Source organism: Eikenella sp. NML99-0057 (assembly GCF_001648535.1).
GTDB lineage: Bacteria > Pseudomonadota > Gammaproteobacteria > Burkholderiales > Neisseriaceae > Eikenella > Eikenella exigua.
In genome coordinates, this window is record NZ_LXST01000014.1 from 26,620 (window position 1) to 52,155 (window position 25,536).

The window sequence follows — 25,536 nt, forward strand, 5'->3', positions numbered from 1 at the left end:
CTTTATAAAGCCGTATCCTAAAGATAAGTGAGCAGTGCCATGATTAGTGTATTCGATATTTTTAAAGTTGGGGTCGGTCCTTCGAGCTCACACACTGTCGGTCCGATGAAAGCAGGCAAACAATTCATTGACGATTTGTGCGCTCAAGGCAAATTGAAGCAGATAGAGCATATCCGCATTGACGTATATGGTTCATTATCCATGACCGGTTTGGGTCATGGGACGGATACTGCCATCATTATGGGGTTGGCTGGTTATTTGCCGCATAACGTCGATATCGATTTGATTCCGATTTTTGTTGAAAACGTTAAAGCAAGCGGCAAACTGGCTGTGGCATTAAACGAACACGAAGTACGCTTCCAATACGCCGAAGACATGTTGTTCCATAACGATTTTTTGCCTCTGCATGAAAACGGCATGACCATCACAGCCTTTGATAAAGACGAAAAAGAAGGCTACCACCAAACTTATTATTCCATCGGCGGCGGTTTTATTGTTGACGAAGCGCATTTCGGCGCTGAAGAAAAACAAACAATTGAAGTCCCCTTCCCTTATAAAAACGCCAAAGACATTATCAAGTACTGCAACGACAACGGTTTGTCCATTTCCAATCTGATGTATCAAAATGAAGTGGCATTGCATGGCGAAGAAGCAGTTGGAGAATACCTGCAATACATCTGGCAAACCATGTCCGACTGCATGAAGCATGGCTTGGCAACTGAAGGCGTGTTGCCAGGCCCACTAAAAGTCGTCCGTCGCGCCACAGGGCTTCACCGCTGGCTTTCTGCTAATAAAAGCCTCAGCAACGACCCGATGCAGATTATAGACTGGGTAAATATGTATGCTCTAGCGGTAAGCGAAGAAAATGCCGCCGGTGGCCGCGTGGTAACTGCCCCGACCAACGGTGCGTGCGGTGTCGTGCCTGCCGTTTTGATGTATTACGACAAATTTGTCGAACCGCTCACCCCCGAAATCATCGACCGCTATTTGCTCACCGCAGGCATTATTGGATCGCTCTATAAAATGAATGCCTCTATTTCGGGAGCGGAAGTAGGCTGCCAAGGCGAAGTCGGCGTAGCCTGTTCAATGGCAGCGGCAGGGTTGGCGGAAATTTTAGGCGGTACGCCCGAACGCGTTTGCAGCGCAGCAGAAATCGCCATGGAGCATAGTCTTGGTCTCACTTGTGACCCAGTAGGCGGCCAAGTGCAGGTTCCTTGCATCGAACGTAATGCCATCGGTTCAGTAAAAGCCATCAATGCTGCACGTATGGCTCTGCGCCGCGCCAGTACGCCATATGTCGACTTGGACAAAGTGATTGATGCCATGTATGAAACCGGTAAGGATATGGACGCCAAATACCGCGAAACATCACAAGGAGGCTTGGCAATCAAGATTGTCTGCAATTAACATTGCAACCTGCTTTCATTAAAGAAGCTATCCTAGATAACTGGGGGTTATTAAATGGGGTCTATACCCCACGGATGATTCCGCAACATCTTTAAGCAAGAGTTGATACAGGTCTTCTTTGCGATGATTAAAGAGGAATCATCCGTTGGGGGTAAACTTGCTTCCCAAGTCCCTTATGTGTCGGCCTGTCTGCTAGGCTGTCTGAAACAGCTTCATCCAGAGAGCAGCGCACAGTGCCCACTGAAGAATCGGCAAATTCGCTGAAAATCTCAGATACCCGAAACAGATTAGAGAAGCTACTTTTATTACCGCCCAATGGAGACTCTGAAATCATGCCTGCGATCAAAACTACCCCTTTCTACCAAGCCCATCAAGATGCGGGCGCCAAGCTGGTTGATTTTGCTGGCTGGGAGCTACCCATCCATTACGGCTCGCAAATCGCCGAGCACGAAGCTGTACGCACCGATGCTGGCATGTTCGACGTATCCCATATGCTCGTAACCGATGTATCCGGCGAGCAAGCCAAGGCTTTTTTCCGGAAACTGCTGGCCAACGATGTGGCCAAACTCGCCTTTGTTGGCAAAGCCCTCTACTCCGCCATGCTCAACGACCAAGGCGGAGTAATCGACGACCTCATCGTTTATCGCGGCAACGAAGCCGAAACGCAATACCGCATCATATCCAACGGCGCCACCCGCGAAAAAGACTCCGCCCAGTTCCAAAAAATCGGCGCCGAATTCAGCATTAAGCTTACACCCCGTTACGATTTGGCCATGCTCGCCGTACAAGGCCCCAAAGCCGTGGCTAAGCTGCTCACCGTGAAACCTGAATGGGCTGACACCGTAAACAGCCTCAAGCCCTTCCAAAGCGCCGATTTGGGCAATGATTGGTTCGTAGCCCGCACCGGCTACACCGGCGAAGACGGTGTGGAAGTGATTCTGCCCGGCAGCGAAGCCGAGCCTTTCTTTAAAGCATTACAACAGGCCGGCGTGAAGCCTTGCGGCCTCGGCGCGCGTGACACCCTGCGTATGGAAGCCGGCATGAACCTCTACGGCAACGATATGGACGACGATACCAGCCCGCTTGAAGCCGGCATGGCCTGGACGGTGGATTTGAAAGACGAAGCCCGCGATTTCGTCGGTAAAGCCCCACTGGTGGCCCTGAAAGAAAAAGGCGTGAGTGTGAAACAGGTCGGCCTGCTCTTGGCCAGGGGAGGCGTGCTGCGCGAGCACATGGAAGTGATCACCCCGCAGGGCAAAGGGGTAACCACCAGCGGTGTGTTCTCACCCAGCCTCAAGCAATCCATCGCCATCGCCCGCGTGCCCAAAACCTTTGAAGGAAATACTGCCAAAGTGGTGATTCGCGGCAAAGAAGTGGATGTACGCGTGCTGAAACTGCCTTTCGTGCGCAACGGCCAGAAACAGTTTGATTAAACGCGTTTAGGTTTTCAGGTAGCCTGTTGCATCAATCGGGCACGCAGGCTACCTGAAAACAATGCTTGGACGTAGTTCAAAAGAAGTCTGCATAAGGTGTGGGCGAAGTTTCTACAAAGCTAAAAAACTATTTTGCCCTTTTATCAAAGAATTCAATATGTACAAACTCCAGCTGATTCCCCTTCTGTTGGCAGCTATCGGTTTAAGTGCCTGTTCGCCGCAAGATAACCATCCTACTCCGACAGTCGCCTCTATTCCTGCTGCTTCTGTTGCTGAAGCACCTACCCAAGTGCAAACCGTTTCCACGCCCGTGGTGCTTGAGGGATCGTGGAGCGATGCCGTTCCCGTGTATTATCAAACTCCAGACCCTGGTTTAAAGCGCGCGCTGGCCATTCTCCATCAAGGTTTGAACGATCCAATGATGACCACGCCAGGAGCTAAGCCCGGTCCATTCAATAACCTATCTGTTTGGGCGGCACAAATCTTGGCAACACATCCGGATCAAACCATGGCTTGGTGCCAAGAATTGCGACAGCAGCATCCGAATAACCAACTTATTCTGATATTCCAACTCTCCGGTACGCCGGATAGCAGAAAGTGTCTTGGTCAGCTTGATCTGCCTCCTGAGTACCAAGAAGTATTGTCCGCCCCCACGCTGACCGCAGAAAGCTTCTTACGCTTGAATCTCGCGCCGGTAACTCTCGATATCCACTGGGCAAGCTTCTACGCTACTGGACAGCCTGAATACGTGTACCGCATCGTCGATTATGTGGCCGATAATGCTGAGCTACTTGATGAAAAGCCGGCCAACCCCACTCAGCAAGATGCTGAAAAAATCCTAACCTATGGTGCCGCCCGCTGGTCGCTCGGCTCGAACATGAAGCAATATCCGCAGATTAAAGCATTGGTAGAGAAATATACCGCCGGCTGGCCGTCCGAAAGGCAGCAGGCATTGCACAGGGCGTTAAACCCACCCAAGCAGTAGTGCAGGCTACCTGAAAATATTCGCTTTACCACACCACATAAGAAAGGAAACCCACTATGCGTCTCATCCTCGCCCTGCTTCTGCCCTGGTTGCAATTTTTCACCATCGGCAAACCCATTTCTGGCGTCATCTGTCTGCTGTTGCAACTCACGCTCATCGGTTGGATTCCCGCCGCCATCTGGTCGGTGTATGCCCTGAGCCAATATAAAACCGACCAGAAAATCCGCCGTGCCCTACAAGATAAATAAGGCTACCTGAAAGCACAGTTTCAACGAAGCTAAGCAAAAGCGTAAGCCCGTTCAACACACACCAAGAATTTGCTCAGTGCAAGATGCTGTTTTTCAGGTAGCCTTGCGTCAGCGCAAACCCAATACAGGCAAATCTGTATAATGTGAATGACCTTACATCAGCCCACCTTCATAACTCCGGAGAAAAACCATGAGCAACAACATTCCCGCCGAACTCAAATACGTTTCCAGCCACGAATGGCTGCGCGCCGAAGCCGACGGTAGCGTAACCGTGGGCGTAACCCACCACGCACAGGAGCTTTTGGGCGACATCGTATTCGTTGAATTGCCCGAAGTGGGCACATCGCTCGCCGCCGAAGACCAAGCCGGCGTAGTGGAATCAGTGAAAGCCGCTTCCGACGTGTACGCCCCTATTGCCGGCGAAGTCGTGGCCGTAAACGAAGCCTTGCCCGATGCGCCCGAAACCGTAAACAGCGACCCCTACGGCGAAGGCTGGTTCTTCCGCATCAAGCCTGTCAACCCTGCCGACTTAGACAGCCTGATGAACGCAGAGCAATACGCTGCCGAAATTGCCTAACTAGGTAAACAATAGCCTGAAAGTTGGCTTTCAGGCTGTTTTCCATTTCCGCCCGCAGCAGGTTTGCCAAAAGGCTACCTGAAACCCACACATCCATGAACAGACGACAATTCCTCATCAGCAGCGCCATCCTCGCCTTGGCCGCCTGCGGCAAGCGCCGCAACCGCACCCAGGCCCTTCCCAAAGACAGTGCCGTACTCGCTCTGGGAGATTCCCTCACTTACGGCTATGGTGCCGCCCCTGCCGCCGCTTACCCTATGCAGTTGGCTGAGCTTACCGGTTGGAAAATCATTAACGGCGGCGTATCCGGTGACACCACAGCCGATGCCCTCGCCCGCCTGCCCGGGCTCATGCAACGGCGGCCCAAACTCGTTATTATCAGCATCGGCGGCAACGATTTCCTGCGCAAACTGCCCGAAAGCACCACCCGCGCCAACATCGGCAGAATTATCCAAACCGTGCAGGTCGCAAACATCCCCGCCGTGCTGGTGGCCATCCCCCATTTCACCGTAGGCGCACTGTTCGGCAAACTCAGCGACCACCCGCTTTACCGTGAAATAGCCGAACAATACCGCCTTCCCCTGATGAGCGGCGCGTGGTCGGAAATCCTCGGTGACCGAGATTTGAAATCCGACCAAATTCACGCCAATGCCGCCGGCTACCGCCTGTTTGCCGAAAAGCTGTATGCCTTTTTAAAAGAACAGGGTTTTGCTTAAACTGCTGTTGAGGCTACCTAAAAAAGTTTCGTCCCAAACTAAGCCGTGCGTTTGCCACATTAAGAGAATTGCCGATGAATCAAGATAAAAACACCATCAGAGTTAGATGAAAGTTTACGCGTATGGTATCCCTCTACAGTCGCTATACTGTCATGCAGGTATTTTTGGGCTTTCCGCTGGTTCTGTTGCTGATGGTTGCCGGTTTCGCATTAACCTGGGGGCTGGAAATGGTCGGCTGAATGCTGTTTGCCGGCGAGCTGCTGTCGGCGTTAATCGACGGCGGTGTTTACTTTGCCGGCATTTCACTGTTTTTTCTTGTCTTCGCTATTCTGCCTAGTGATAACGGTGCAGGCGAGGCCTTGCCCATATTCGGACCGGTATTTGCCTTAGTCGGTGCCATCTCCTCCCTGATTTTATCGGCCGCATTGCCCAAGCCCGGCTAATCCTGCTGCCCATATTTTGAGGCTACCTGAAAACCGCAAAACAGTTTTAACTTCGTTAAAGCCGATGCTTTCAGGTAACCTTTTCTTCGCTCCCTCCCACAAAAGCAGCTGCTTGCGGTACACTTGCGCCCGTTTTATCTATAGGTAGGAAAGCATGAACCTTCTTAGCGCGTTGGCGAAAATCGGCAGCATGACCATGCTGTCGCGGGTGCTCGGTTTTGTGCGCGATGCGGTGCTGGCGAGGATTTTCGGTGCGGGCATTGCCATGGACGCATTCGTGGTGGCCTTCCGCCTGCCCAACTTGCTGCGCCGTATTTTTGCCGAAGGGGCGTTTTCGCAGGCTTTTGTGCCGATTCTGGCGGAATACCGGCAGAAGAAATCGCCGGCAGAAACGCAGGAATTTGTGCAGCATGTGGCGGGGATGCTGATGTTTGCGCTGCTCATCGTTACCGCCATCGGCGTGCTGGCGGCGCCGGCGGTGATTTGGGCCACGGCCAGCGGCTGGGGCGGCAAGCCGGAGAAGTTTGTGCTGGCTTCGCAGCTTTTGCGGATTATTTTCCCGTATATCCTGCTGATTTCACTATCGTCTTTAGTAGGCAGCATTCTCAACACTTATGGCAAGTTTTCCGTGCCTGCCTTCACACCGGTGTTGCTGAATGTGTCGCTCATCGGCTTTGCGCTGTTGGGGACGAAGCATTTCGAGCAGCCGGTGATGGCTTTGGGTTGGGGCGTGTTTTGCGGCGGGGTGCTGCAACTGGGTTTCCAGCTGCCTTGGCTGTTTAAGCTGGGCTTTTTGAAAATGCCGAAGCTGCGTTTCGGCGATCCGGCGGTAAACCGGGTGATTAAACAGATGGCACCGGCAATTTTGGGCACGTCGGTGGCGCAGGTGTCGTTGGTGATCAACACGAATATTGCGTCGTACTTGCAAAGCGGCAGCGTATCGTGGATGTATTTTGCCGACCGGCTGATGGAGCTGCCCACCGGTGTGTTGGGCGTGGCGCTGGGCACGATTCTGCTGCCGGGGCTGTCTAAACACGCTGCTACGGGCGATAAGCGGGAATTTTCCGCACTGTTGGATTGGGGCTTGCGTCTGTGCCTGCTACTTACGGCGCCGGCGGCGGTGGGCATGGCGGTGCTGGCCTTCCCGCTGGTGGCCACGCTGTTTATGTATAACAAAATCGGCGTGCACGACGCACAGATGACGCAACAGGCGCTGATTGCCTATGCGGTGGGCCTGCTGGGGCTGATTCTGATTAAGGTGCTGGCGCCGGGGTTTTATGCACAGAAAAACATCAAAACGCCGGTGAAGGTGGCGATTGTAACGCTGGTGTGCACGCAGCTGATGAACCTGATATTTGTGTGGAAGCTGCAGCATGCTGGACTGGCCTTATCCATCAGCCTGGGCGCGTGTATCAATGCGGCGTTCCTGTTTTTATTGTTGCGGATTAAAGAGATGTATCAGCCCAAGGCGGGCTGGCGCGCGTTTTTGCTGAAGTTGGCGATTGCGCTGGCCGTGATGGCCGGCGGACTTTGGGCAGTACAGCATTATGTGGCGCTGGAGTGGGTGCGCGTGGGCGGCTTGCGGCGCACGGGGCAGCTGTTTGCGCTGATCGGCTTCGGCATGGTGCTGTATTTTGCCACGCTTGGGTTGCTGGGCTTTCGGCCGTGCCACTTCAAGCGGCGGGAAATGTAGTTCTGGAGATTTCAGGTAGCCTCTTAATCAAACAGGCTACCTGAAAGCGCAGCTTCAACGTAGTTCAAACGCCCAATCCAAGCAAAACAATCCGCTGGCAGGCATGATGGCTTGCCGGCGGATTTTATCGTTGCAGAGGAACACGCTTAATCGTTTTCTTCTTCTACCGAGGCCGGACACTTTTCCTGATCGCAGTCAATCAGCCACAGCACGCCGCCCACTGCGAGAAGCGCAATTTTAATGCCCTACGTTAGCGCCCCAGTTATAAATCCAGGCCAATACTTTCGGTACACGGTTGAGGAAGTCTAAAAAAATTGCCAGAATGCCCAGAGTAACCAATGGACTACCTAAGCTCTACGACATTGCCCTTGTTTATGGTTAAGAAAGAGGCAAAATCCTGCACAAAGCATACATTTTTTCAAGCCACAAGCGAAAATGGTATGATACCGCCTTCGTAATCCCAACACACAAAGGAACTTCCATGCCCCTGCTCGACAGTTTCACCGTAGACCACACCCGCATGCATGCCCCCGCCGTGCGCGTGGCCAAAAATATGCGCACCCCAAAAGGCGACGACATCACCGTATTCGACCTGCGCTTCTGCGTGCCAAACCAAGAAATCCTGCCCGAAAAAGGCATCCACACGCTGGAACACCTGTTTGCCGGCTTCATGCGCGAGCATCTTAACGGCGCTAACGTAGAAATCATCGACATTTCCCCCATGGGCTGCCGCACCGGCTTCTACATGAGCGTGATCGGCACCCCCAGTGAAGAAGCCGTGGCCACCGCTTGGAAAGCCGCCATGCAGGATATTTTAAACGTGCAAAACCAAAGCCAAATCCCCGAGCTGAACGAATACCAATGCGGCACCTACCGCATGCACTCCCTCGAAGAAGCGAAAGAAATCGCCCGCAACATCCTCGCCCGCCAAATTGGCATCAATAAAAATGCCGACCTCGCTCTGAGCGAAGACATTCTCGGCAATCTGTAAACCACCCAGCAAAGAGGCTACCTGAAACATATTTTTCAGGTAGCCTCTATCGCCCGCCAACCCAAACATTTAAAACAAAAGCCATGCAAACCTTCTCCCTTAACGGCCACGAACACATCGCCCTGTGCGACCTGCTCAAACTCACCGGCCTGGCCGACAGCGGCGGCCAAGCCAAAACCTGGATCGCCGAAGGCCGCGTGCGCCGCAACGGCGCAACTGAAACCCGCAAAACCGCCAAAATCCTCACCGGCGAAATCATCGAGCTGGATAACGGCAGCGCGATTAAAGTGCAGGAATAACCCTGCCCAAGTTGGCGTAACCGCAAATAAAAAGGCTACCTGAAAGCACAACGCAGAAACTTTGCTGCATTGCGCTTTCAGGTAGCCTTTACTTCAAACTGAGGATATTGCCTCACAATGTTGGCAATGCTAATCCTCCGAAACCTCATCGGTTGCTGCAGGCTCTTCCGCATGGCCATCTGCCTCCTGCGCAGCCTCTTCAGCTTCAATCAGCGCGGAAGGCGGCGGGGTGGCGACAGCGGCAGCAGCTTCCTGGGCTTGTTTGTAGGCCAGGGCGGCTTCGCGGTCGCGTTTGTTTACGCGGCGCATCATGAGGTAGTTGCCAGTGATGACGAGGGTGCCGATGATGGTGATCAGGAAGGTGGCCAGTACGTTCATCTGCGGGTTCACGCCACGTTTCACTTTGGCGAAAATCAGCTGCGGCAGGGTGGTGTAGTTGGGGCCGCTAAGGAAGGAGGTGATCACCAAATCGTCCATGGAAAGGGTCATGGCGAGCAGGAAGCCGGAGGCGATGGCGGGAGCGATCAGTGGCAGAGTGATCACCCAGAAAATCTTCCACGGCTTGGCGCCCAAATCCTGTGCGGCTTCTTCCAGGGATTGGTCGAGCTCGCCCAAGCGGGTGCGGATCACCACGGTAACGTAGGCCATGCATAGGGTGGTGTGGCCAAGCCAAATGGTGAACCAACCGCGCTCAAATTGCAGCCAGCTCAGGCTGGAGCCACGCAGCAAGGCCTGCACCTGCAAAATCAGCATCACCAGCGAAATACCGGTGATGATGTCGGGCATCACCATGGGGGCGGACACCATGCCGGTAAACAAGGTGCTGCCACGGAAACGTTTGATGCGTGCCAGGGCATAGGCGGCCATAGTGCCGAGCACTACGGCGGCAGCGGAGGAAATGAGCGCGATGCGGATGGAGAGCCAGGTGGCTTCCAAAATCTCGCTGTTATTCAGCAGCGCGCCATACCATTTGGTGGAGAAGCCGCCCCATACGGTTACCAGCTCGGAACGGTTGAAGGAATACACCACCAGCACCAGCAGCGGGATATAAAGGAAGGCCAGTCCCAAAAACAGGCAGATGCGCAGAAACCAAGTGGACGATGCAGATTTTCTAGCCACGGCGCGCTCCTTCCAGCTGTTTGGCTTCATGACGGTGGAACAGGCCGATGGGCACCACCAAAAGCAGCACCATCACCACGGCCATGGCCGAGGCGAGCGGCCAGTCGTTTTGGGTGAAGAAGGCCTGCCACAGGGCTTTACCAATCATCAGGTGTTCGGGCCCGCCCACCAAATCGGGAATCACAAATTCGCCCACCGCCGGGATAAACACCAGCATGGAGCCGGCGATGATGCCGCTTTTGGAGAGCGGCAGGGTGATGGAGAAAAACGATTTCACCGGTCCGGCGCCCAAATCGGCAGAAGCTTCGAGCAGGCGGTTATCCAGCTTGAGGAGCTGGGTGTACAGCGGCAACACCATAAAGGGCAGATAGGTGTACACCATCACGATATTGAGCGAGAAGCTGTTGTAGAACATGTCCAGCGGCTGGTTAATCCAACCCCAACGCAACAGCAGGTTGTTGATGATGCCGTTTTGCGAAAGCAGGCCCATCCAGGCATACACGCGTAGCAGCAGCGAGGTCCAAAACGGCAGCATAATGGCCAAGAGCAGCGGGTTGCGCCATTTTTCGCGGCTGCGCGAGATGGCATAGGCAATGGGGTAGCCGGCCAATAGGCAAATCAGCGTGGTGGTGATGGCGGTTTTGATGGAGAGCAGGTAGATGTGCACATACAGGTTGCTGCCGGATTTATCGGCAAACGGATTGAGCCCAAGCCACAGCGACGACCAGAAATTCTCGAAAATGCCGGTGTAATTCAGGTAGCTCAGGGAAATATTCACGCGCCCGGCCGCTTCGTCCACCGTGTAGAGCGGGGTGTAGGGCGGAATCGAGGTGGCTTGCTCGGCTAGACTGATTTTCAGCACAAAGAAGAAGGGGATCAGGAAGAGTACCAGCAGCCACAAATAAGGTATGCCGATAACCAGCCCCTGCCCGGGGCTGAGTTTGCGTTTTAAAGCCTGCCATTTCATTTTTCAGGTAGCCTCTCTTGCTTGCCCTGGCCTGAAAGTGCGGTTTCAGGTTTCAGGTAGCCTTTTTATGTTCGGCTGCCTTGCCGAACCGGTATGTTGGTTTTAACTGTGTTGCAACCGCGTTTTGGCTTTGCAAAACTCTGCTTTCGTTGCACCAAAACTTCATGAAGCCGAGCTTTAGCTCCGCAGCAACTCGTCTTCCTGCGGAAGCCTCGGTCCGCTTCGCAGAAACTTCGCTTCGCTACGTTTTTAGGTAGCCTTTAGCGGGTGAGCGGTACGGGCTGGTTGGCCGGCCAGCTCAGATACACGGTTTCGTCCCAAGTGGGCGGCTCCAGGTTGGCCAAATACCAATAAGACGACAACACCTGGCTTTTCACCATGCGCCCGCTGGGCAGCTGCACATGATAGATGGCGAAGCTGCCCAAATAGGCGATTTCCTTCACTGTGCCGATGGTCCAGTTGTGTTCGCCCACATTGGCCGGCTTTTCCTTGTGCATATTGATGTCTTCCGGGCGGATGCTGACCCACATGGTCTGCTCTTCCGGCCCGGCCACGCTGTGGTCGATGAGGATATTCTGCGCCAGCTCGGGGCAGTCGATTTCGGCATGGTCGGCCTCGTCCACCACCAAATGGCCTTCAAAAATATTGGTTTCGCCAATGAATTCGGCGGTGAAGCGGCTATTGGGGAAGTCGTACACCTCGCGCGGCGTGCCCACCTGTTGCAACTGGCCTTCCGACATGATAGCGATGCGCGTGGCCATGGTCATGGCTTCTCCTTGGTCGTGCGTTACCATGATGCAGGTTACGCCCACCTTCTCCAGCGTATCCACCAATTCCAGCTGGGTTTGCTGGCGCAGGTTTTTATCCAGCGCGCCCAAGGGCTCGTCCAGCAGCAAAAGTTTGGGCTGCTTGGCCAGAGCGCGGGCCAGCGCGATGCGTTGCTGCTGCCCGCCGGAAAGCTGGTGCGGCTTGCGTTTGGCGTATTTGCTCATCTGCACCAGACGCAGCATTTCCTCTACCCGTTCAGCAATCTGGTCTTTGGGCATTTTGTCCTGCTTCAGGCCAAAGGCGATGTTCTGCTCCACCGTCATGTGCGGGAACAGGGCGTAGCTTTGGAACATCATGTTAATCGGCCTATCGTAGGGTGGCAGGCGGGTGATGTCTTGCCCGTCCAAAATAATTTTGCCCTGATCCGGCGTTTCCATACCCGCCAGCATACGCAGCAGCGTGGACTTGCCCGAACCGGAACTGCCCAAAAGGGCGAAGATTTCATGTCGGTCGATATCCAAATCGATGTGGTCCACCGCATAATTCTCGCCGTAGGTTTTCACCACGTCTTTGATTTGCAGATAGGGCTTGGTTTGGGGAGGAATATATTTTTCAGACATGGGCACAGGGCTCCGCAGCAGTTGCAAACCGGCTTCCGCACGGGAAGCCGCAGGTGGCAGTTTGTGTATGCTTGTTTAAAATAGGCACGAGGTAAAACGGTGGCATTGGAGCGGCAAGGCGATTCGCCCCCATATCGTTTTTTCTATTTCAAGCGATAAATCACAGACTGCAAAGCATAATTGTAGGATAGAGCACCGGCAGGGGCAATGAAAAAACCGAATGCGCCCGCTTTTAGCCGATTCGGTAGGGAAAGTGTTGCCGACTGAAGGCATACCGGTGCCGCAAAAGGCTACCTGAAAGTTGCCTGGCCAAGTCAGCAAGCCATCATTCCATTTTTCAGGTAGCCTCAACTTATGCCCAAAATTTCAGACAATCCAATACCTTGGTTTAACCATAGAAAAGGCTACCTGAAATTTCAGCTTCGCGGCAATTCCGCTCTGCTGCTTTTCAGGTAGCCTCCATTCCAACCGGCTTAACTACTATTGCGCTGCTGTGCCGGAAATATCCACGGTAACGCGGCGGTCGGGCTGCAGGCAGGCTTTCAGAGCCGCAGTAGCACGGGTGCCGGTACAAGCCGTAGTAACTGGCTGGCTTTCGCCGGCGCTGGCTACGCTGATGGGGGCTTGCACGCCTTTACCCTGCAGATAGTCTTTTACTGTTTGAGCACGCCGCAGGCCGAGGTTGTAGTTGTATTGCTCGCTGCCGAGGCGGTCGGTGTGGCCGGTGAGGGCGATGCTGTCGATATGAGCTTGACGGCTAACGAGGTTTTCGGCCAAGCGGTCGAGGGTAGCTTTGCCTTCGGGCAACATATCGGCAGCATCCGATTGGTTGAAGCGGAACAGGGCATCAGCCGAGAGGTTGATGCGCTCAACTTGCGGCGTTGCCACAACGGGTTGCGCAACAGGCGCTTCTTCGGCACACCAGCGGTGGCGTACGTCGCGGGCGGCGGCTTGGCTGCTCAAACCGGCGGCCAAGGCTGTGAGGAGGAGGGTTTTTGTAATCTGATTCATTGTATTCAATCCTTGTTGGGGCTACCTGAAAACTGTTCGTTCAAACTTTTTCAGGTAGCCTTTGCTGCATCAAACGCTTACTTCCAAGTGTATTTGAAGCCTACGCTGCCACGGTAACCATGGCGGCTGGTGCTGCCAAAGTTGTGTTGGTAGCGGGCATCGCCATACACATAGGCGTTGTTGGATACGGGCAGCTGGGCACCGAGGCCAACTTCGCCCCAAGTGGCGTTGCGTTTCTCGCGCACATTGTCTTCACCGATGTTTACGCCATGCGGCTTGATAAAGTCGTGCCATACGTTGGCCACGGCATAGAAGGTGTTGGTACGCAGATTGCGGCTGGGGCCGTTGTAGGCCAAGCGGGCACCGAGGCGGCCGCGCAAGCTGTGCTGCTTGTCTTGGCTAACTTGGCGGATACTGTCGTTGAAATCTTTGAGACCAACGTATTGGTATACCAGTTGTGCCTGCGGCTCAATCAGCCAGCCACCTTGGTTGTCGGCATGGCTGCCTAAGGCAAACGGACGGCCAACTTCGGCAGAGAGGGCAGCACCCCAGCCGTTTTGTTTCACGCTGGTGCTGTCGCGATCTTGGTATTTATTACGCGACCAGCTCAGCTGGCCAACCAAGTCGAAGTAGCTGCCATTGGCGGCATAGTAGGTGTTGCTCAAGCCGAGGCTAACCGCATCGGTAGTGCCTTTGCCGCTGTAGTGGTCAGGGCTGATGCTGCCGTTTACAGCACGATAACGGTCGAAGAAATCGGTACTGGTTCGGGTATAGGCTAGGTAGCCGCCGGTGAGACGGTGGCCGCCTTTATCGTTGCGGTGAACAGCGAAGTCGTGACCGATCTGGAAACCGCCCATTTTGGTTTCAAAATTGAAGCGTTCTTTGCCATCGCTATCGAGGCGGCTGCCAAGGAGGCGGGTCCAAGTTTGGCCTTTGGCTTGTTCGCCGCAACGCGCGCAATCATCCCAAGCAAGGGTTTGGTTCTCGCCACGGCGCTCGTGCAGGGTGCCGATGGTGTGGTGGCCAATTTCTTGGTTCACTTGCGGCATCAACACATAGCCGGCTACGGCAGGGGCGTAAATGTAAGTCGACGGGCCTGCATTGGGATCAGCAAACAGCGTCCAGGCATACACGTTTTTACCGCCGGCAGTGCTCTTCAACACGAGCTGGGCTTGTCCGGCATTGGTGGTATTGGCCGTACCGGTAAAGATGGCATTGCCGTCAGGCTGGCCTTCTTGCTGACCAGGGGCATTGGCACTCGGGGTTTCTACAGTAACCACGTCAGACGAGAATTGCTGGGCGTTGGTTTTGCTGATGTTACCGATGATGCCGTTCGGCGTGCTAACCACGGTAGTACCGCTAGCGGTGCCTTTGATGATCAGGTGATCAGAATCTTTGTCGGCATCGCTGTTCCACAGGGTGTTCACCACCAATTTGCCGTTATTGCCGGTGTAGTTGCCGTTTACGGTGATGGTTTTGTAATTACCAACAGCAGCTGCAACCGGTGTGGCAAAGGCTACGGTGCCTGAGTTATCCAAGCTGGTTACGGTGGAATTTCCAGTATTGTTCCAGGTGGTGCCGTTACCCAGATTCACAGAGGAAGTACCTGCCGCCAGCGACATAACACCATTCAGCACTGCGCCATTAGTGGCAACGAGTGAGTTGGTGCCGGTAACTGAATTAAATACGTTGGTGGTGCCGGTTACCGTACCACCATTAACGTTGATGGTGTTGTTGCCAGCATTGGCTCGCAAAGCATCACCATTGGCTTTCACCGTTGCGTTGTTCAGGTTGGCTGTACCGTTATTCAGCGTTTGTACGGCAACGCTGTTGGCACCATTTAGATTGAGGCTACCTGAATAGTCCACTGTGCTGCTGTTTTGCGCAGTGTATCCGGTTACACCAGCTGTGCTGGTGGTGGTGTTCAGCTTGGAAACCAGTTTGGTTTTGTTATTAGGTGAACTACCGGCAACTGTTTGGTTGTTTAAGCCGTGGTTTTTACCATCTGCTATACCAATGGTTGCATTGGCGGCAGTATTGGCAATATTGGCCGTACCTTTCAGGGTTGCCGTTGCGCCGCCGGATACCAAGGCCACTTTAGAGCCGCTGCCGGTCAGGTTATAAGTGCCATTATTCACATTGATGGCAGAAGCCTTACCTGCCGCATCAGCGCCATCACTAGCCAGAATCACGGCATCTTTGCCGGACGCAGTAACGGTGAGGTTGGATGCATTTACGGTACCGCCAGCATCTGCACGGAACATAGTGGAGTTCTCGGTAGTGATGTCGGTACTGTTGGCCAAGGCAGCTACGTTGGCAACAGCATTGCCACCATTGATGTGGTAAGCAATTTGGTTTTTCGCATTGGTAGAATTATCGAATACGGCTTTCATGCCCGCATTGACGGTCATTGTTGAATTGCCGCGTGCGTGCGCACCGATTACGTTGTCACCTTTCAAGGTCAACGTACCGTCTGCAACCACATCAGCTTTGCCAGTACCCTGACCGTCAGCATAAATACCGTAGTTACGAGTAACCTGGTTGGCAGAAGCCTCTTCTACCGTAATTTTGCTGCTGGCAGTATTGGTGATTTTTGCTGTATGCCCTGCTTCAGCCACAACATTTTCACCGACAGCATTCGTACCAATTACATTGATTGCACCGGCATTAGTAATTTGAGCTGCACCAGAGTTTTGCGCCTGAATACCAACGTTTTGTTTTGGTTGGGCACCGCCAACACCGCGAGCCTTACCTTCAATATTGATGGTGCTGTCTGCACCCAAATTAACTACTGTCGAAGCCGTACTGTCTTTACCTACGCGGATCGCAGTAGCACCTTGGGTCTGTTCACCAATGGTAATCTTACCATCGTGATTAACAACAGCATTGCTACCATTAACCAAGATGCCAACTTGGTCAGTAGCATTACCAATCAGCTTAGTCGGCGCATTTTTGCTGTATTGTGCAGCACGGCCGATGAAGATCTGGCTATCTTTCTCACCGTTAAACGTACCATCTTTTTCTACACGTACACCAGTAATACCGCTATTCGGAGCAATGTTTACGGCTACATTAATAACACCGCCGGCTTTATTGGTTGCCGTGGCATTGTTATTTACGCGGAGTGCATAGTTGTTATGTGAATAACCTTGATAGGTATAACCGGCAAGATTGATGATGCCATTGTTTTCAAATTTACCGCTATTGGTAGCATGAATGGTGGTAGACAAAGAATAGTAGTCGTTTTTGTTGGCTTGGCTAGCTTGAGTTGTGTCGTAATTATCAGACGCAAAGAAACCACCAGAAATCACACCATTGTTGACTGCTGTACTGCCCGCACCGCGCACGGTCAGGCTGTTAAAACGGCCGGACAATTGTGCCCCTTCTTCAATGACTGCTTTGCCGCCGTTTTCGGCCAGCATGCCGCCACCGTTGCCTGATTCCAAACCGGGGCTTACATCAATTTGCCCGCCGTTCTTGATGGTGGCAGTAGAACCTGCACCGGTTGCAGCCAGCACCCAGCGTTCACCAATCGGAAGGGTGGAATCTGGATGGGTGTTAATGGAGTTGTTTTGTCGGAAAACCTTCGTTTCAGTCGCAGCAGCCTCATTGAAATAGCGATCATATGCCGCCTGTTGGGTTTCACCGGCGTTGGCAAAGCCTGGAGTACCAACAGCAGGAATTAATACATTATTATTATAGTTAATCAGATCCTGCACTGTATTCAGTGTGTGACTTACTCCCTTGAAGGTAACGGTTTTGGGTTTAAACAAATCTTGACTAATCGCCAACTCTTGGGAAGCTACACGGGTTTCTTCAAAGTAAATGCGGTTTTTAGAGACCCATTCTGCCGATCCGCCGTTTTCGGCCTGCACCAGACGAGAGTTTTTTAAAGCAATCAGTGTTCTTACAGTGTTTTTAGTAGTAGTCTCATCTGCCATAGTAGCAGCCGGATCACCTAAGCTGGCAATAATTTTGCTGCCGTTGCCATTGGCGGTACCCAAGCGCATATCAACGTATATGTCATTACCCGTTGATACAGTACTTTGAATGTCCGCCGCAGATATAGAGCCAACGTTGTTGTAAACGTTTACTGTTTGATTACTGTTGGTTGCAGGATCAGTTACATTAACTGTGCGGCCTTTTTGATTGGCCAGCAGACGTTGGCGCTGGTTCAGCTCAGCAAGAATTGCGGGGTCGGTAAAGAGTTCGCTCAATTTCCCGCTTCGGATAGAACGATCATTCGCATTACCGGTAATGTTGTTGATATCGGGTGATGTTAAGGTAACAGTATCACCACCGGTTACCAAAGCCTGACCAACTTTATTGTCGTTTGCGGCTGCAGTATAAACACCCATATCACAGCTGCCGCCGCTGGCTACAGCACTGCCATTACCACAGGTAGAAGCCGCTGCGGGCAAAGCAGATACGCCAAGACCAACTACTGCAGCAGAAGCAAGCAGTTTGGCGGCAGAATTACTGGAAGACTTCTTCCGGCTGGCACGCTCCAATTCTGAGCACACCACCCAGGTGCCACGCTCTTCAGAGTACACGATATTATAAATTTTATTCATTAAATTAACTCCTTAAAGTGCAAATACGCTGATACATTCGAACAGGCTCCAAATGCTCGCATACCGTTCCGCAAAATAAAAACTAAGAATTTTAACATATGCAAACAAGAGAACTAACGAAAACTTATCTCCAACAACAGCAATTGATGGATAAAAGATACAAAACAGTAATACAACACATCTCATTGAAATAATTGCTCTAAATAGATACTGTTTCTCTGTTATCAGTGTGCAATAACTGGTTTCAGGTAGCCTTCCCTACCCAAAGGCTACCTGAAACACCCTGCCCATCCCTGTGTTACCATAGCGCCCATCTTTTCACATCACGCCATACACCATGCCCACCAAACACATCCTGCTCGGCATCAGCGGCGGCATTGCTGCCTATAAATCCTGCGAACTCGTGCGCCTGCTCAGAAAACAGGGGCATACCGTGAGCGTGGCCATGAGCCGCGCCGCTGCCGGTTTCATTTCTCCGCAAACCTTCCAAGCCCTGAGCGGGCACACTGTGTGGACGGACGATACTGCCGACTCCGCCGACGGCATGGCACACATTCACCTCAGCCGTGAGGCCGACGTATTCCTCATCGCTCCCGCCAGCGCCAACACCTTGGCTAAAATCGCCCACGGCATGGCCGACAACCTACTCTCCACCCTGGCCGCCGCCCGCGCCTGCCCGCTGGCCGTTGCCCCCGCCATGAACGTGGAAATGTGGTGCAACCCGGCCAACCTGCGTAACATCGCCCAACTGCAGGCCGACGGCATCACCGTGTTCGGCCCCGCCAGCGGCAGCCAGGCCTGTGGCGAAACCGGCGAAGGCCGCATGCTCGAAGCCGCCGAATTGGCCGAACTGCTGCCCGATTTATGGACACCCAAACTGCTCGCCGGCAAACGCGTGCTACTCACGGCCGGCGCCACCTTTGAAGCCATCGACCCCGTGCGCGGCATCACCAACCTGTCCAGCGGCCGCATGGGCGTGGCGCTGGCGCAGGCCTGCCGCGCCGCCGGGGCGGAAGTGGTGCTGGTGGCCGGGCAGCTTCAGGTAGCCCCGCCCGCCGGTGTAACTGTGCATCATGCCCACAGCGCGCGAGAAATGTACGAAGCTGTGATGCGGGAAGTAGGCAGCTGCGATGTATTCATCAGCGTAGCCGCCGTAGCCGACTACCACGTGGCCAACCGCAGCGCCGAAAAGCTGAAAAAAGACGGCAGCGGCACGCCGCCCGTTATCGAATTGGCCGAAAACCCAGACATCCTCGCCGCCGTGGCTCGGCTGCCCAACGCGCCCTTCTGCGTGGGTTTTGCTGCCGAAAGCCACAACGTACTCGAACACGCCCGCGCCAAACGGCTGCGCAAAGGCGTGCCGCTGATCGTGGCTAACCACGCCGTCATCGCCATGGGCAGCGGCAACAACCAAGTAACGCTCATCAGCGATTCAGCCGAAACCGCGCTGCCGGAAATGGGCAAACGCGATACCGCCGATGCCATCGTGGCCGAAATAGCCCACCTGCTGGAAAAGGCTACCTGAAAGCCTGCCCTATGGCTGCAGCACGTTTTTCATACCAAACGGAGCAGCAAGAAGAACCAACGCAGCAGCCCAAAAGCAACGCTTGAACAATACTATTTTCAGGTAGCCTTACACCCAACGGGCTACCTGAAAACGAGGTTTCCGCAGGAGGACGAGTTTCTGCGAAGCGGACCGAGGTTTTGGCAAAGTCAAAGCTGAGTTGCTATCAAGTTAAAGAGCAGCTAAAACAAAAAAACCGTGCCGCCGGAAAGCTCCGGCGGCACGATTTTTATTGGGCAAAGATTACTTACGCAGGTTCAGGCGGGTAATCACATCGCGGTAGGTGTCCACATCAGTATTGCGCAGGTAGGCCAACAGGCGGCGGCGAGCGCTCACCATTTTCAGCAGGCCGCGGCGGCTGTGGAAATCTTTCGGATTGGCTTTGAAGTGCGGAGCCAAATCGTTGATGCGGAAAGTCAAGAGAGCGATTTGCACTTCAGAAGAGCCGGTATCGCCTTCTTTGCGCTGGAAATCTTTGATGATTTGCGCTTTTTGTTCTACGGTTAATGCCATAATAAAACTCCAAAAATATAGCCTTGCGGCCGGACAAGCTGGCTGAGCCGGGAAGACCCACGCCAACTCCTAATGCCTGCTAAAACAGGCAGGCGCGGATTATGGCACAAAACCGCTGTCAAAAACAGCCGCACAGGCAAAATCGCGCCAAAGATGATGCCGCCATGTAACCAAAAGGCTACCTGAAAACGAGGCTTCTAAAGGAAGCTGAGTTTTCAGGTAGCTTTTTGGCCGAAAACCGAACTTCCGCTACAACCGCTGCCGCATCTGCTCAAACAAACAAACGGTGGCTGCCATCGCCACGTTCAGCGATTCGGTTTGCGCCGCCATCGGAATATGCACGAGGCGGCTAGCCGCGGCCAGCATGGTTTCGCTCACGCCCGCGCCTTCGTTGCCAAACAACCAGGCGGCGGGGGCGCGCAAATCACAATCGTACAGGCTCACACTGTTGCGGTGCAGAGCGGTGGCCAGCAGCAGCACGCGGCATCTCTCCCGCCACGAGGCCAAATCCGGCTCAACAAACAAGCGCAGCGCGAAATGTGCCCCCATGCCCGCACGCAGCACCTTGGGCGACCACGCATCGGCACAATCAGCAGAAAGCACCACCTGCCCCACGCCCGCCGCTGCCGCGCTGCGCAGAATCGTGCCGATATTGCCCGGGTCTTGAATGCGCTCCAACACCACGCAATCGGCTTCGGCATCAAATGGCGCGGTGGGCGGCAGCGCAATCAGCGCGGTGATTTCTTCGGCATCGGTGAGGCTGGTGATTTTCTGCAAGGCCGCGCCCCCCGTCTGCACCACCCGTTCGGGTGGCAGCTGCGAGAGCAGCCGCGCAGTTTCCGGCTGCTGCATTTTGCTTGCCGGCACATAAACTTGCAGCACCTGCCCGCCGGCCTGCAAATAGGCGGCGAGCAAATGCGCCCCTTCCAGCACAGCCTGCCCGCTCTCGCGGCGCGCACGGGCACTGCGCAGCAGTTTGGCCAGATGTTTGAGCGCGGGGTTTTGGGCGGATTCGATGGTGTTCATGGCGGCGGATTATATAGCAGGGCAAGGTAATTTTGCTTGTTCAGGTAGCCTTTCGGCACACAAACCAAAGGCTACCTGAAAACGAGGGTTCCGTAGGAAGACGAGTTTCTACGAAGCTAAAGCGCAACTTCAATGAAATTAAAACTGCTTGCCCATTTTTCAGGTAGCCTCTTTTCATTACACATCAATCTTGTAATCTTCCGGCGCAATCCATTTAAGCTTATTCACAAACAGCCAATCCACTGCAAACGCCCCGGCCACGGGCACAAGCACAAACACCAGCAGCGATACCGCCAGCTGCCCCGCACCCCAGCCGGCGAGTTTCAAATGGTTCACCGGGCCGATGAGGCCGCTGATACCGAAGCCGGCGCTAAATTCCGTGCCTTGGATTTGGAACAACGAAGCCAGCACCCCGGCCAGCGCGGCATTGAGCATAATCGGCAACAAGAGCTTGGGTTTGGCCACGATATTGGGCATGGACAGCTTGGGCGAACCCACAAAATGCGCCGCGCAAGTGCCCAACGGGTTCACCCGCCGTCCGGCCACGGCCAGCGAAAACGCACAGGCGCAAATGCCCAAATTGGCCGCGCCCGAGCCCACGCCAGCCAAATGAATTGCCGTAGCAATGCCCACGGAAGACACCGGCGACACAATCAGGCAGGCAAACGCGATGGCAATCAACACCGCCATCAGCGTTTGCTCCAGCGTGAGCAGGTGGGCAATCCACGAGCCCAGCAGCTGAGAAAAGGCAATGAAATACGGAAACGCCAGCCGCCCCAGCGCACCCGCCACAAACAGGCTCACCACGGGCACCACCAAAATCGCATAGCCGCGCACCTTGCCGCGCAGCAGCACAATCAGGCCGGCGGCAATGCCGGCAGTGAACACCATGGTGAAAATATCGCCCGTGCCCTTGAGCTGGATAATGCCGTCAGCAAAGCGCACCGCACCGCCGGCGGCCATGGTGGCCAGCCCCACCGAAATCGATTCAATCGGCGTGAATTTAAACATATAGCCGATGGCCACGCCCACGGCGATGCCGACCATGGCGTTGGTGGCGCCGATCATCTGCGTGAGCATGCCCAGCGGCTCGCAATACGGCGTGAGCGCCTTAAACAACTCGCCCAACAGTGCGCCCGGCACCAGGGCAACCACAATGCCTAAGGCCGAGCCATTGAGCAGGTGCATCATGAAGGATTTGGGGGTGAGTTTTTCCATGATTTCACTCCTTTGGAGAAAGATTTATGTATGGAGAAATATAACGCTGCCGATAAAAGAGCGCAAATTTGCGTGGCTTGGGCACGGAAACGGAAAAGCTACCTGAAACCGGCCAACCCCACACCGAATACATCATGACCAAACTCAGCCTCTGGCATACCCCGAGCAAGTCCGCGACATCCTGCTCGCCTTGCCCGTAACCAAGCACAACCGCGTCCTGTATGAACTTGTTTGGCGATTTGACCACAATAACCCGCAAGGCATACCGGAAACTAAAGCTCTGCCTGCGCCCCTGTGCCTGCTCTGGCACAACCCGCGCTTTCAGGGGCTGGAAAACATCAAATGCTGGCTGGAGGAAGTGCCCAACTTATGATGATGACAATGGCTCATGGCTTGCCCGGCAACCCGAAATCGAAGCCCTGCTTGATGTGCTCCACCCTGAAGCCTGCCGCGTGTATGGCGAGCATGGCGGCATGTGGCAAAGCGCGGAAACGTTTGCCTTCTTTGTTGCCCGAATGTTTGCCCGCAATACCGAAGCTTCGCGCGGTATGGCAGGGACTGCCTCTACTGAAGTGAGCCCTCTGCCGCCAACGTCCCAATTGGGCGGAACGGCTCAAAAACGAAATCCGCAAGCTGCAAGAAAAATAAGGCTCAACATAGGCTGCCAAAAAATTTTAGCTCCATAGAAACTCGTGCTGCTCGTTTTAATTTCATTGAAGCTACGCTTTAGCTTCACAGAAACTTTGCTTCGCATCGTTTTTCAGGTAGCCTTTATTATTGGGGGATTGGGGCTGCCTGAAAGCGCAGCTTCAATGAAGTTAAAAACCAATCCTTCCACACACCATTCAAACCAAACCATGCTGCCCATCCGCCAACGCCTTTTCTCCTTCCTGCGCCAAGCCGCCACGATGGCTGCCGCCTTTATCGTTATCAGCCTGCTGCTTGACTGGTATCGCGCCCCTGTCGTGCCGCCCCAGACTGCCGTACTGCCGCTACACACCCTGCAAGGGCGGCAAACCACCTTGTTCGAACTGGGTGGCGGCCGCACTACTGTGCTGTATTTCTGGGGTTCGTGGTGCGGCATCTGCCGGCACACCTCTCCGGCGGTGGATAAACTCGCGCGCAACGGCGTGCCTGTGGTGGGTGTGGCCTTGCAGTCGGGCGGCGATGAAGAAGTGAGGATCTACCTGAAAACGCACGGCTGGCAATTCGATACGGTAAATGATACAGACGGCGGCTGGGCGCGGCAATGGCAGGTGCAGGTAACGCCTACCATCGTGCTGGTGAAAAACGGCCGTGTGCGCCACAGCACCACTGGGTTGTCCAGCTATTGGGGCCTGCGGGCGAGGATTGCTTTATTGGATGCCTTGGATGGGTGAGGCTACCTGAAAAGTTGGATAGTGAGCCAGCTGAATGGCCGATATGGTGTTGGGTTGCTTGGCTGTATTTTTGTATTGCCTGCGGCTCGCCGCTTTGTATTGCCTCACAAAACGCTGCTGCGCGCCGTTTTAACTCCGTTGAAGCTACGCTTTCAGGTAGCCATTGCTTGGCAATCCGTAGAAAAACCTCTATCCTTGCCGCCGCGTAACAGCAATCTTCATCAACATCAAGAAAAGGATAGCAAAATGGCAAACATCACCTTCCGCGGTACGCCCGCCAACACCGTAGGCAACCTGCCCGCCGTTGGCGCCGCCGCTCCCGCCTTCACCCTCACCGCCGCCGATTTGTCCGACAAAACCTTGGCCGACTTCGCCGGCAAACGCAAAGTGCTCAATATTTTCCCCAGCATCGACACCGGCGTGTGCGCCCAATCCGTGCGCACCTTCAACCAACGCGCTGCTGCGCTGCAAAACGCCGTGGTGCTGTGCATTTCCGCCGACCTGCCCTTCGCCCTTTCCCGCTTCTGCGGCGCGGAAGGCATTGAAAATGTGGTAACGCTCTCCAGCTTCCGCAGCAGCTTCGGCGCCGACTACGGTATCACCCTAGCCGATACTCCGCTGCGCGGCCTCACCGCCCGTGCCGTGGTGGTGCTGGATGAAAACAACAAAGTGCTGCACGCCGAGCTCGTGCCCGAAATCGGCCAAGAGCCCAACTACGAAGCCGCTTTGGCCGTGCTGTAATCCGACGTAGCCACGCCAAAACGAAACCGCCTGCACACAATGAATGCAGGCGGTTTTGTTTTGGCGTGGCAGAGTAGGGCAGGGAAGGGTTACCTGAAAGCTGGAAGATAGGCCACACAAAATCGTTGTGTTGCCTTCAGTTTGTTTCTCCGGCCAAGCCGACTACACATTCTTCCTCGCCCAGCCACATCACCGATTGCGCCATATCCACAAAACGCACTTCGTCTGCTCGCAGTTCTGCCTGCGTGGCGGCGCCTTCTGGCGTGGTGTGGGCGGCGGCGAAGTCTTCTCGGCTGTCATACCATAGTTCGCCCATGGCATCGAAGCGGAACGCTTAGGTGTGCCGTTGTGTGGCCTGCTGGGAGGCGGCATCCAGCGGCAGGGTTTTGGCATAGCGCCGGATGCGGAGGACATTTTGGTATTGCAACACTTTGGCCGAATGCGACGCCCAGTGTGCCAAAAACTCTTGTTGCGATAATTCGGCTTTCTTCTTCACCAGCATGGTGATTTTAAACATGGCTTTCTCCTTGAATGGCCGCTGCTATGTGTTCTACCGCTTGCAATACTTGCGGAAACTCCGTATAGCCGTCGCGGCCCAAAAAGTGGCCGCCGCCAGGGATTTCTTCTAATTTGCCGCCTAACTGCCGTGCCAAACGGCGGGTGTTTTCCGGCGGCACGATGCTGTCGTTATCGGCGGTAAATAAGGTAATCCGGCCTGTTATTTGGCGTATGGCGGCAAAATCCACCGGGCACTGGTCTACATAGTTGTCTACATTAAAACCATTAATCTGCGGCAGCGTGGGAATGCGTGCGCCGAAGGCAGACACCAGCACCAGCCCGCTTACTTTGTGCGGGCGAACCCGGCTCAGATAATGCAGCAGCGAAATTGTGCCCAGGCTGTGCGCCACTAAAATTGTGCGCCCGGACGGCATGCCTACTGCCTGCGAGAGCGCATCTTGCCAGCGGCGGTAATCGGGCTGCATACTGTCGGGCAGTGCAACGGGCAGGGCGGTTATACCTTGTTGCTGCAGTTGCCGTGCCAGCCATGGGAACCAATGATCGGCCACCGTGGCGCCGTAGCCGTGGATGATAAACACGCGCACTGGCTCGACCTGCGGTTTGGTCAAGTTTTTGCAGCCAGCCAGCAATACGCCCGCGCCTGCAGCGGCGCAAAATTGTCTGCGGTTCATGGGGATGAGTGCTCCTATTTGTTTACAATGGACTGGAGCTTACAGAATGACACA

Annotated in this window: 23 protein-coding genes and 1 pseudogene; 14 read left to right on the forward strand and 10 right to left on the reverse strand. The window is 54.4% G+C overall.

Annotated elements, in window-relative coordinates; all coding sequences use genetic code 11:
* The first annotated feature begins 39 nt into the window (after positions 1-39).
* From A7Q03_RS09310 to A7Q03_RS09355, 10 genes are all read left to right on the forward strand, one after another.
* The gene (locus tag A7Q03_RS09310; RefSeq protein WP_067449284.1) at positions 40-1,407 is read left to right on the forward strand and encodes an L-serine ammonia-lyase; all 1,368 of its coding nucleotides are present in this window, start codon (positions 40-42) and stop codon (positions 1,405-1,407) included.
* A gap of 332 nt (positions 1,408-1,739) precedes the next feature.
* Positions 1,740-2,840: a glycine cleavage system aminomethyltransferase GcvT gene (gcvT, locus tag A7Q03_RS09315; protein WP_067449286.1), complete on the forward strand. Its 1,101-nt coding sequence runs from the start codon at positions 1,740-1,742 to the stop codon at positions 2,838-2,840.
* A gap of 157 nt (positions 2,841-2,997) precedes the next feature.
* Positions 2,998-3,825 carry a hypothetical protein gene (locus A7Q03_RS09320; RefSeq protein WP_067449288.1) on the forward strand — a complete coding sequence of 276 codons (828 nt, stop codon included), beginning with the start codon at positions 2,998-3,000 and terminating at the stop codon, positions 3,823-3,825.
* A 56-nt stretch (positions 3,826-3,881) separates the two neighbouring features.
* The gene (locus tag A7Q03_RS09325; RefSeq protein WP_067449290.1) at positions 3,882-4,073 is read left to right on the forward strand and encodes a YqaE/Pmp3 family membrane protein; all 192 of its coding nucleotides are present in this window, start codon (positions 3,882-3,884) and stop codon (positions 4,071-4,073) included.
* Positions 4,074-4,263: 190 nt separating this feature from the next.
* Positions 4,264-4,650 carry a glycine cleavage system protein GcvH gene (gcvH, locus tag A7Q03_RS09330; protein ID WP_067449292.1) on the forward strand — a complete coding sequence of 129 codons (387 nt, stop codon included), beginning with the start codon at positions 4,264-4,266 and terminating at the stop codon, positions 4,648-4,650.
* A 95-nt stretch (positions 4,651-4,745) separates the two neighbouring features.
* Complete coding sequence (locus A7Q03_RS09335; protein ID WP_067449294.1) at positions 4,746-5,366, forward strand: GDSL-type esterase/lipase family protein; 621 nt, start codon at positions 4,746-4,748, stop codon at positions 5,364-5,366.
* 239 nt (positions 5,367-5,605) lie between these two features.
* Positions 5,606-5,809 (forward strand): hypothetical protein, encoded by a 204-nt coding sequence (locus tag A7Q03_RS09340; RefSeq protein WP_067449296.1) that lies wholly within the window; start codon positions 5,606-5,608, stop codon positions 5,807-5,809.
* Between the two features lie 154 nt (positions 5,810-5,963).
* Positions 5,964-7,502 carry a murein biosynthesis integral membrane protein MurJ gene (gene murJ, locus A7Q03_RS09345; protein ID WP_067449298.1) on the forward strand — a complete coding sequence of 513 codons (1,539 nt, stop codon included), beginning with the start codon at positions 5,964-5,966 and terminating at the stop codon, positions 7,500-7,502.
* Between the two features lie 481 nt (positions 7,503-7,983).
* Positions 7,984-8,493 (forward strand): S-ribosylhomocysteine lyase, encoded by a 510-nt coding sequence (gene luxS, locus A7Q03_RS09350; RefSeq protein WP_067449300.1) that lies wholly within the window; start codon positions 7,984-7,986, stop codon positions 8,491-8,493.
* Between the two features lie 83 nt (positions 8,494-8,576).
* A complete protein-coding gene (locus tag A7Q03_RS09355; RefSeq protein WP_067449302.1) occupies positions 8,577-8,792 on the forward strand; it encodes an RNA-binding S4 domain-containing protein in 216 nt (71 codons plus the stop codon).
* Between the two features lie 129 nt (positions 8,793-8,921).
* Here A7Q03_RS09355 and A7Q03_RS09360 read toward each other — a convergent pair whose 3' ends face one another.
* The 5 genes from A7Q03_RS09360 to A7Q03_RS09380 form a co-directional block, all read right to left on the reverse strand.
* A complete protein-coding gene (locus tag A7Q03_RS09360; protein ID WP_067449304.1) occupies positions 8,922-9,941 on the reverse strand; it encodes an ABC transporter permease in 1,020 nt (339 codons plus the stop codon).
* On the reverse strand, positions 9,904-10,878 hold the full coding sequence (locus A7Q03_RS09365) for an ABC transporter permease subunit (protein WP_003823496.1): 975 nt from the start codon (positions 10,876-10,878) through the stop codon (positions 9,904-9,906). The genes A7Q03_RS09360 and A7Q03_RS09365 overlap by 38 nt, the downstream gene beginning before the upstream one ends.
* A 260-nt stretch (positions 10,879-11,138) precedes the next feature.
* Positions 11,139-12,266, reverse strand: a complete 1,128-nt coding sequence (locus A7Q03_RS09370) for an ABC transporter ATP-binding protein (protein WP_067449306.1) — start codon at positions 12,264-12,266, stop codon at positions 11,139-11,141.
* 480 nt (positions 12,267-12,746) lie between these two features.
* A complete protein-coding gene (locus tag A7Q03_RS09375) occupies positions 12,747-13,277 on the reverse strand; it encodes an OmpA family protein (RefSeq protein ID WP_067449308.1) in 531 nt (176 codons plus the stop codon).
* 77 nt (positions 13,278-13,354) lie between these two features.
* Positions 13,355-17,851 carry an autotransporter outer membrane beta-barrel domain-containing protein gene (locus A7Q03_RS09380; protein ID WP_067449310.1) on the reverse strand — a complete coding sequence of 1,499 codons (4,497 nt, stop codon included), beginning with the start codon at positions 17,849-17,851 and terminating at the stop codon, positions 13,355-13,357.
* Between the two features lie 337 nt (positions 17,852-18,188).
* Here A7Q03_RS09380 and coaBC point away from each other — a divergent pair, with 337 nt between their 5' ends.
* Positions 18,189-19,376: a bifunctional phosphopantothenoylcysteine decarboxylase/phosphopantothenate--cysteine ligase CoaBC gene (gene coaBC, locus A7Q03_RS09385; protein ID WP_067449312.1), complete on the forward strand. Its 1,188-nt coding sequence runs from the start codon at positions 18,189-18,191 to the stop codon at positions 19,374-19,376.
* 282 nt (positions 19,377-19,658) lie between these two features.
* Here the strand turns inward: coaBC and rpsO are convergent, their stop codons facing one another.
* From rpsO to A7Q03_RS09400, 3 genes are all read right to left on the reverse strand, one after another.
* Positions 19,659-19,928, reverse strand: coding sequence for a 30S ribosomal protein S15 (rpsO, locus tag A7Q03_RS09390; protein ID WP_003823508.1), 270 nt, complete (start codon positions 19,926-19,928; stop codon positions 19,659-19,661).
* Positions 19,929-20,177: 249 nt separating this feature from the next.
* A complete protein-coding gene (locus A7Q03_RS09395) occupies positions 20,178-20,954 on the reverse strand; it encodes an RNA methyltransferase (protein ID WP_067449314.1) in 777 nt (258 codons plus the stop codon).
* 177 nt (positions 20,955-21,131) lie between these two features.
* Positions 21,132-22,172, reverse strand: coding sequence for a PTS transporter subunit IIC (locus A7Q03_RS09400; RefSeq protein ID WP_067449316.1), 1,041 nt, complete (start codon positions 22,170-22,172; stop codon positions 21,132-21,134).
* 221 nt (positions 22,173-22,393) lie between these two features.
* On the opposite strand from A7Q03_RS09400, the gene A7Q03_RS09405 reads away from it, so the two are divergent.
* The 3 genes from A7Q03_RS09405 to tpx all read left to right on the forward strand — a co-directional run bounded on the left by A7Q03_RS09405 (position 22,394) and on the right by tpx (position 24,292).
* Positions 22,394-22,858 carry a hypothetical protein gene (locus A7Q03_RS09405; RefSeq protein WP_231863738.1) on the forward strand — a complete coding sequence of 155 codons (465 nt, stop codon included), beginning with the start codon at positions 22,394-22,396 and terminating at the stop codon, positions 22,856-22,858.
* Between the two features lie 180 nt (positions 22,859-23,038).
* A complete protein-coding gene (locus tag A7Q03_RS09410) occupies positions 23,039-23,551 on the forward strand; it encodes a protein disulfide oxidoreductase (protein ID WP_067449381.1) in 513 nt (170 codons plus the stop codon).
* A 246-nt stretch (positions 23,552-23,797) separates the two neighbouring features.
* Entirely contained in the window at positions 23,798-24,292 is a 495-nt protein-coding gene (gene tpx / locus A7Q03_RS09415) for a thiol peroxidase (protein ID WP_067449318.1), read from the forward strand.
* Positions 24,293-24,428: 136 nt separating this feature from the next.
* Here tpx and A7Q03_RS09420 read toward each other — a convergent pair.
* Both A7Q03_RS09420 and A7Q03_RS09425 read right to left on the reverse strand, forming a co-directional pair.
* Positions 24,429-24,809: pseudogene (locus tag A7Q03_RS09420) on the reverse strand (EthD domain-containing protein).
* Positions 24,802-25,482 carry an alpha/beta hydrolase gene (locus A7Q03_RS09425; RefSeq protein ID WP_067449320.1) on the reverse strand — a complete coding sequence of 227 codons (681 nt, stop codon included), beginning with the start codon at positions 25,480-25,482 and terminating at the stop codon, positions 24,802-24,804. The pseudogene A7Q03_RS09420 and the gene A7Q03_RS09425 overlap by 8 nt, the downstream one beginning before the upstream one ends.
* Between the last annotated feature and the right edge of the window lie 54 nt (positions 25,483-25,536).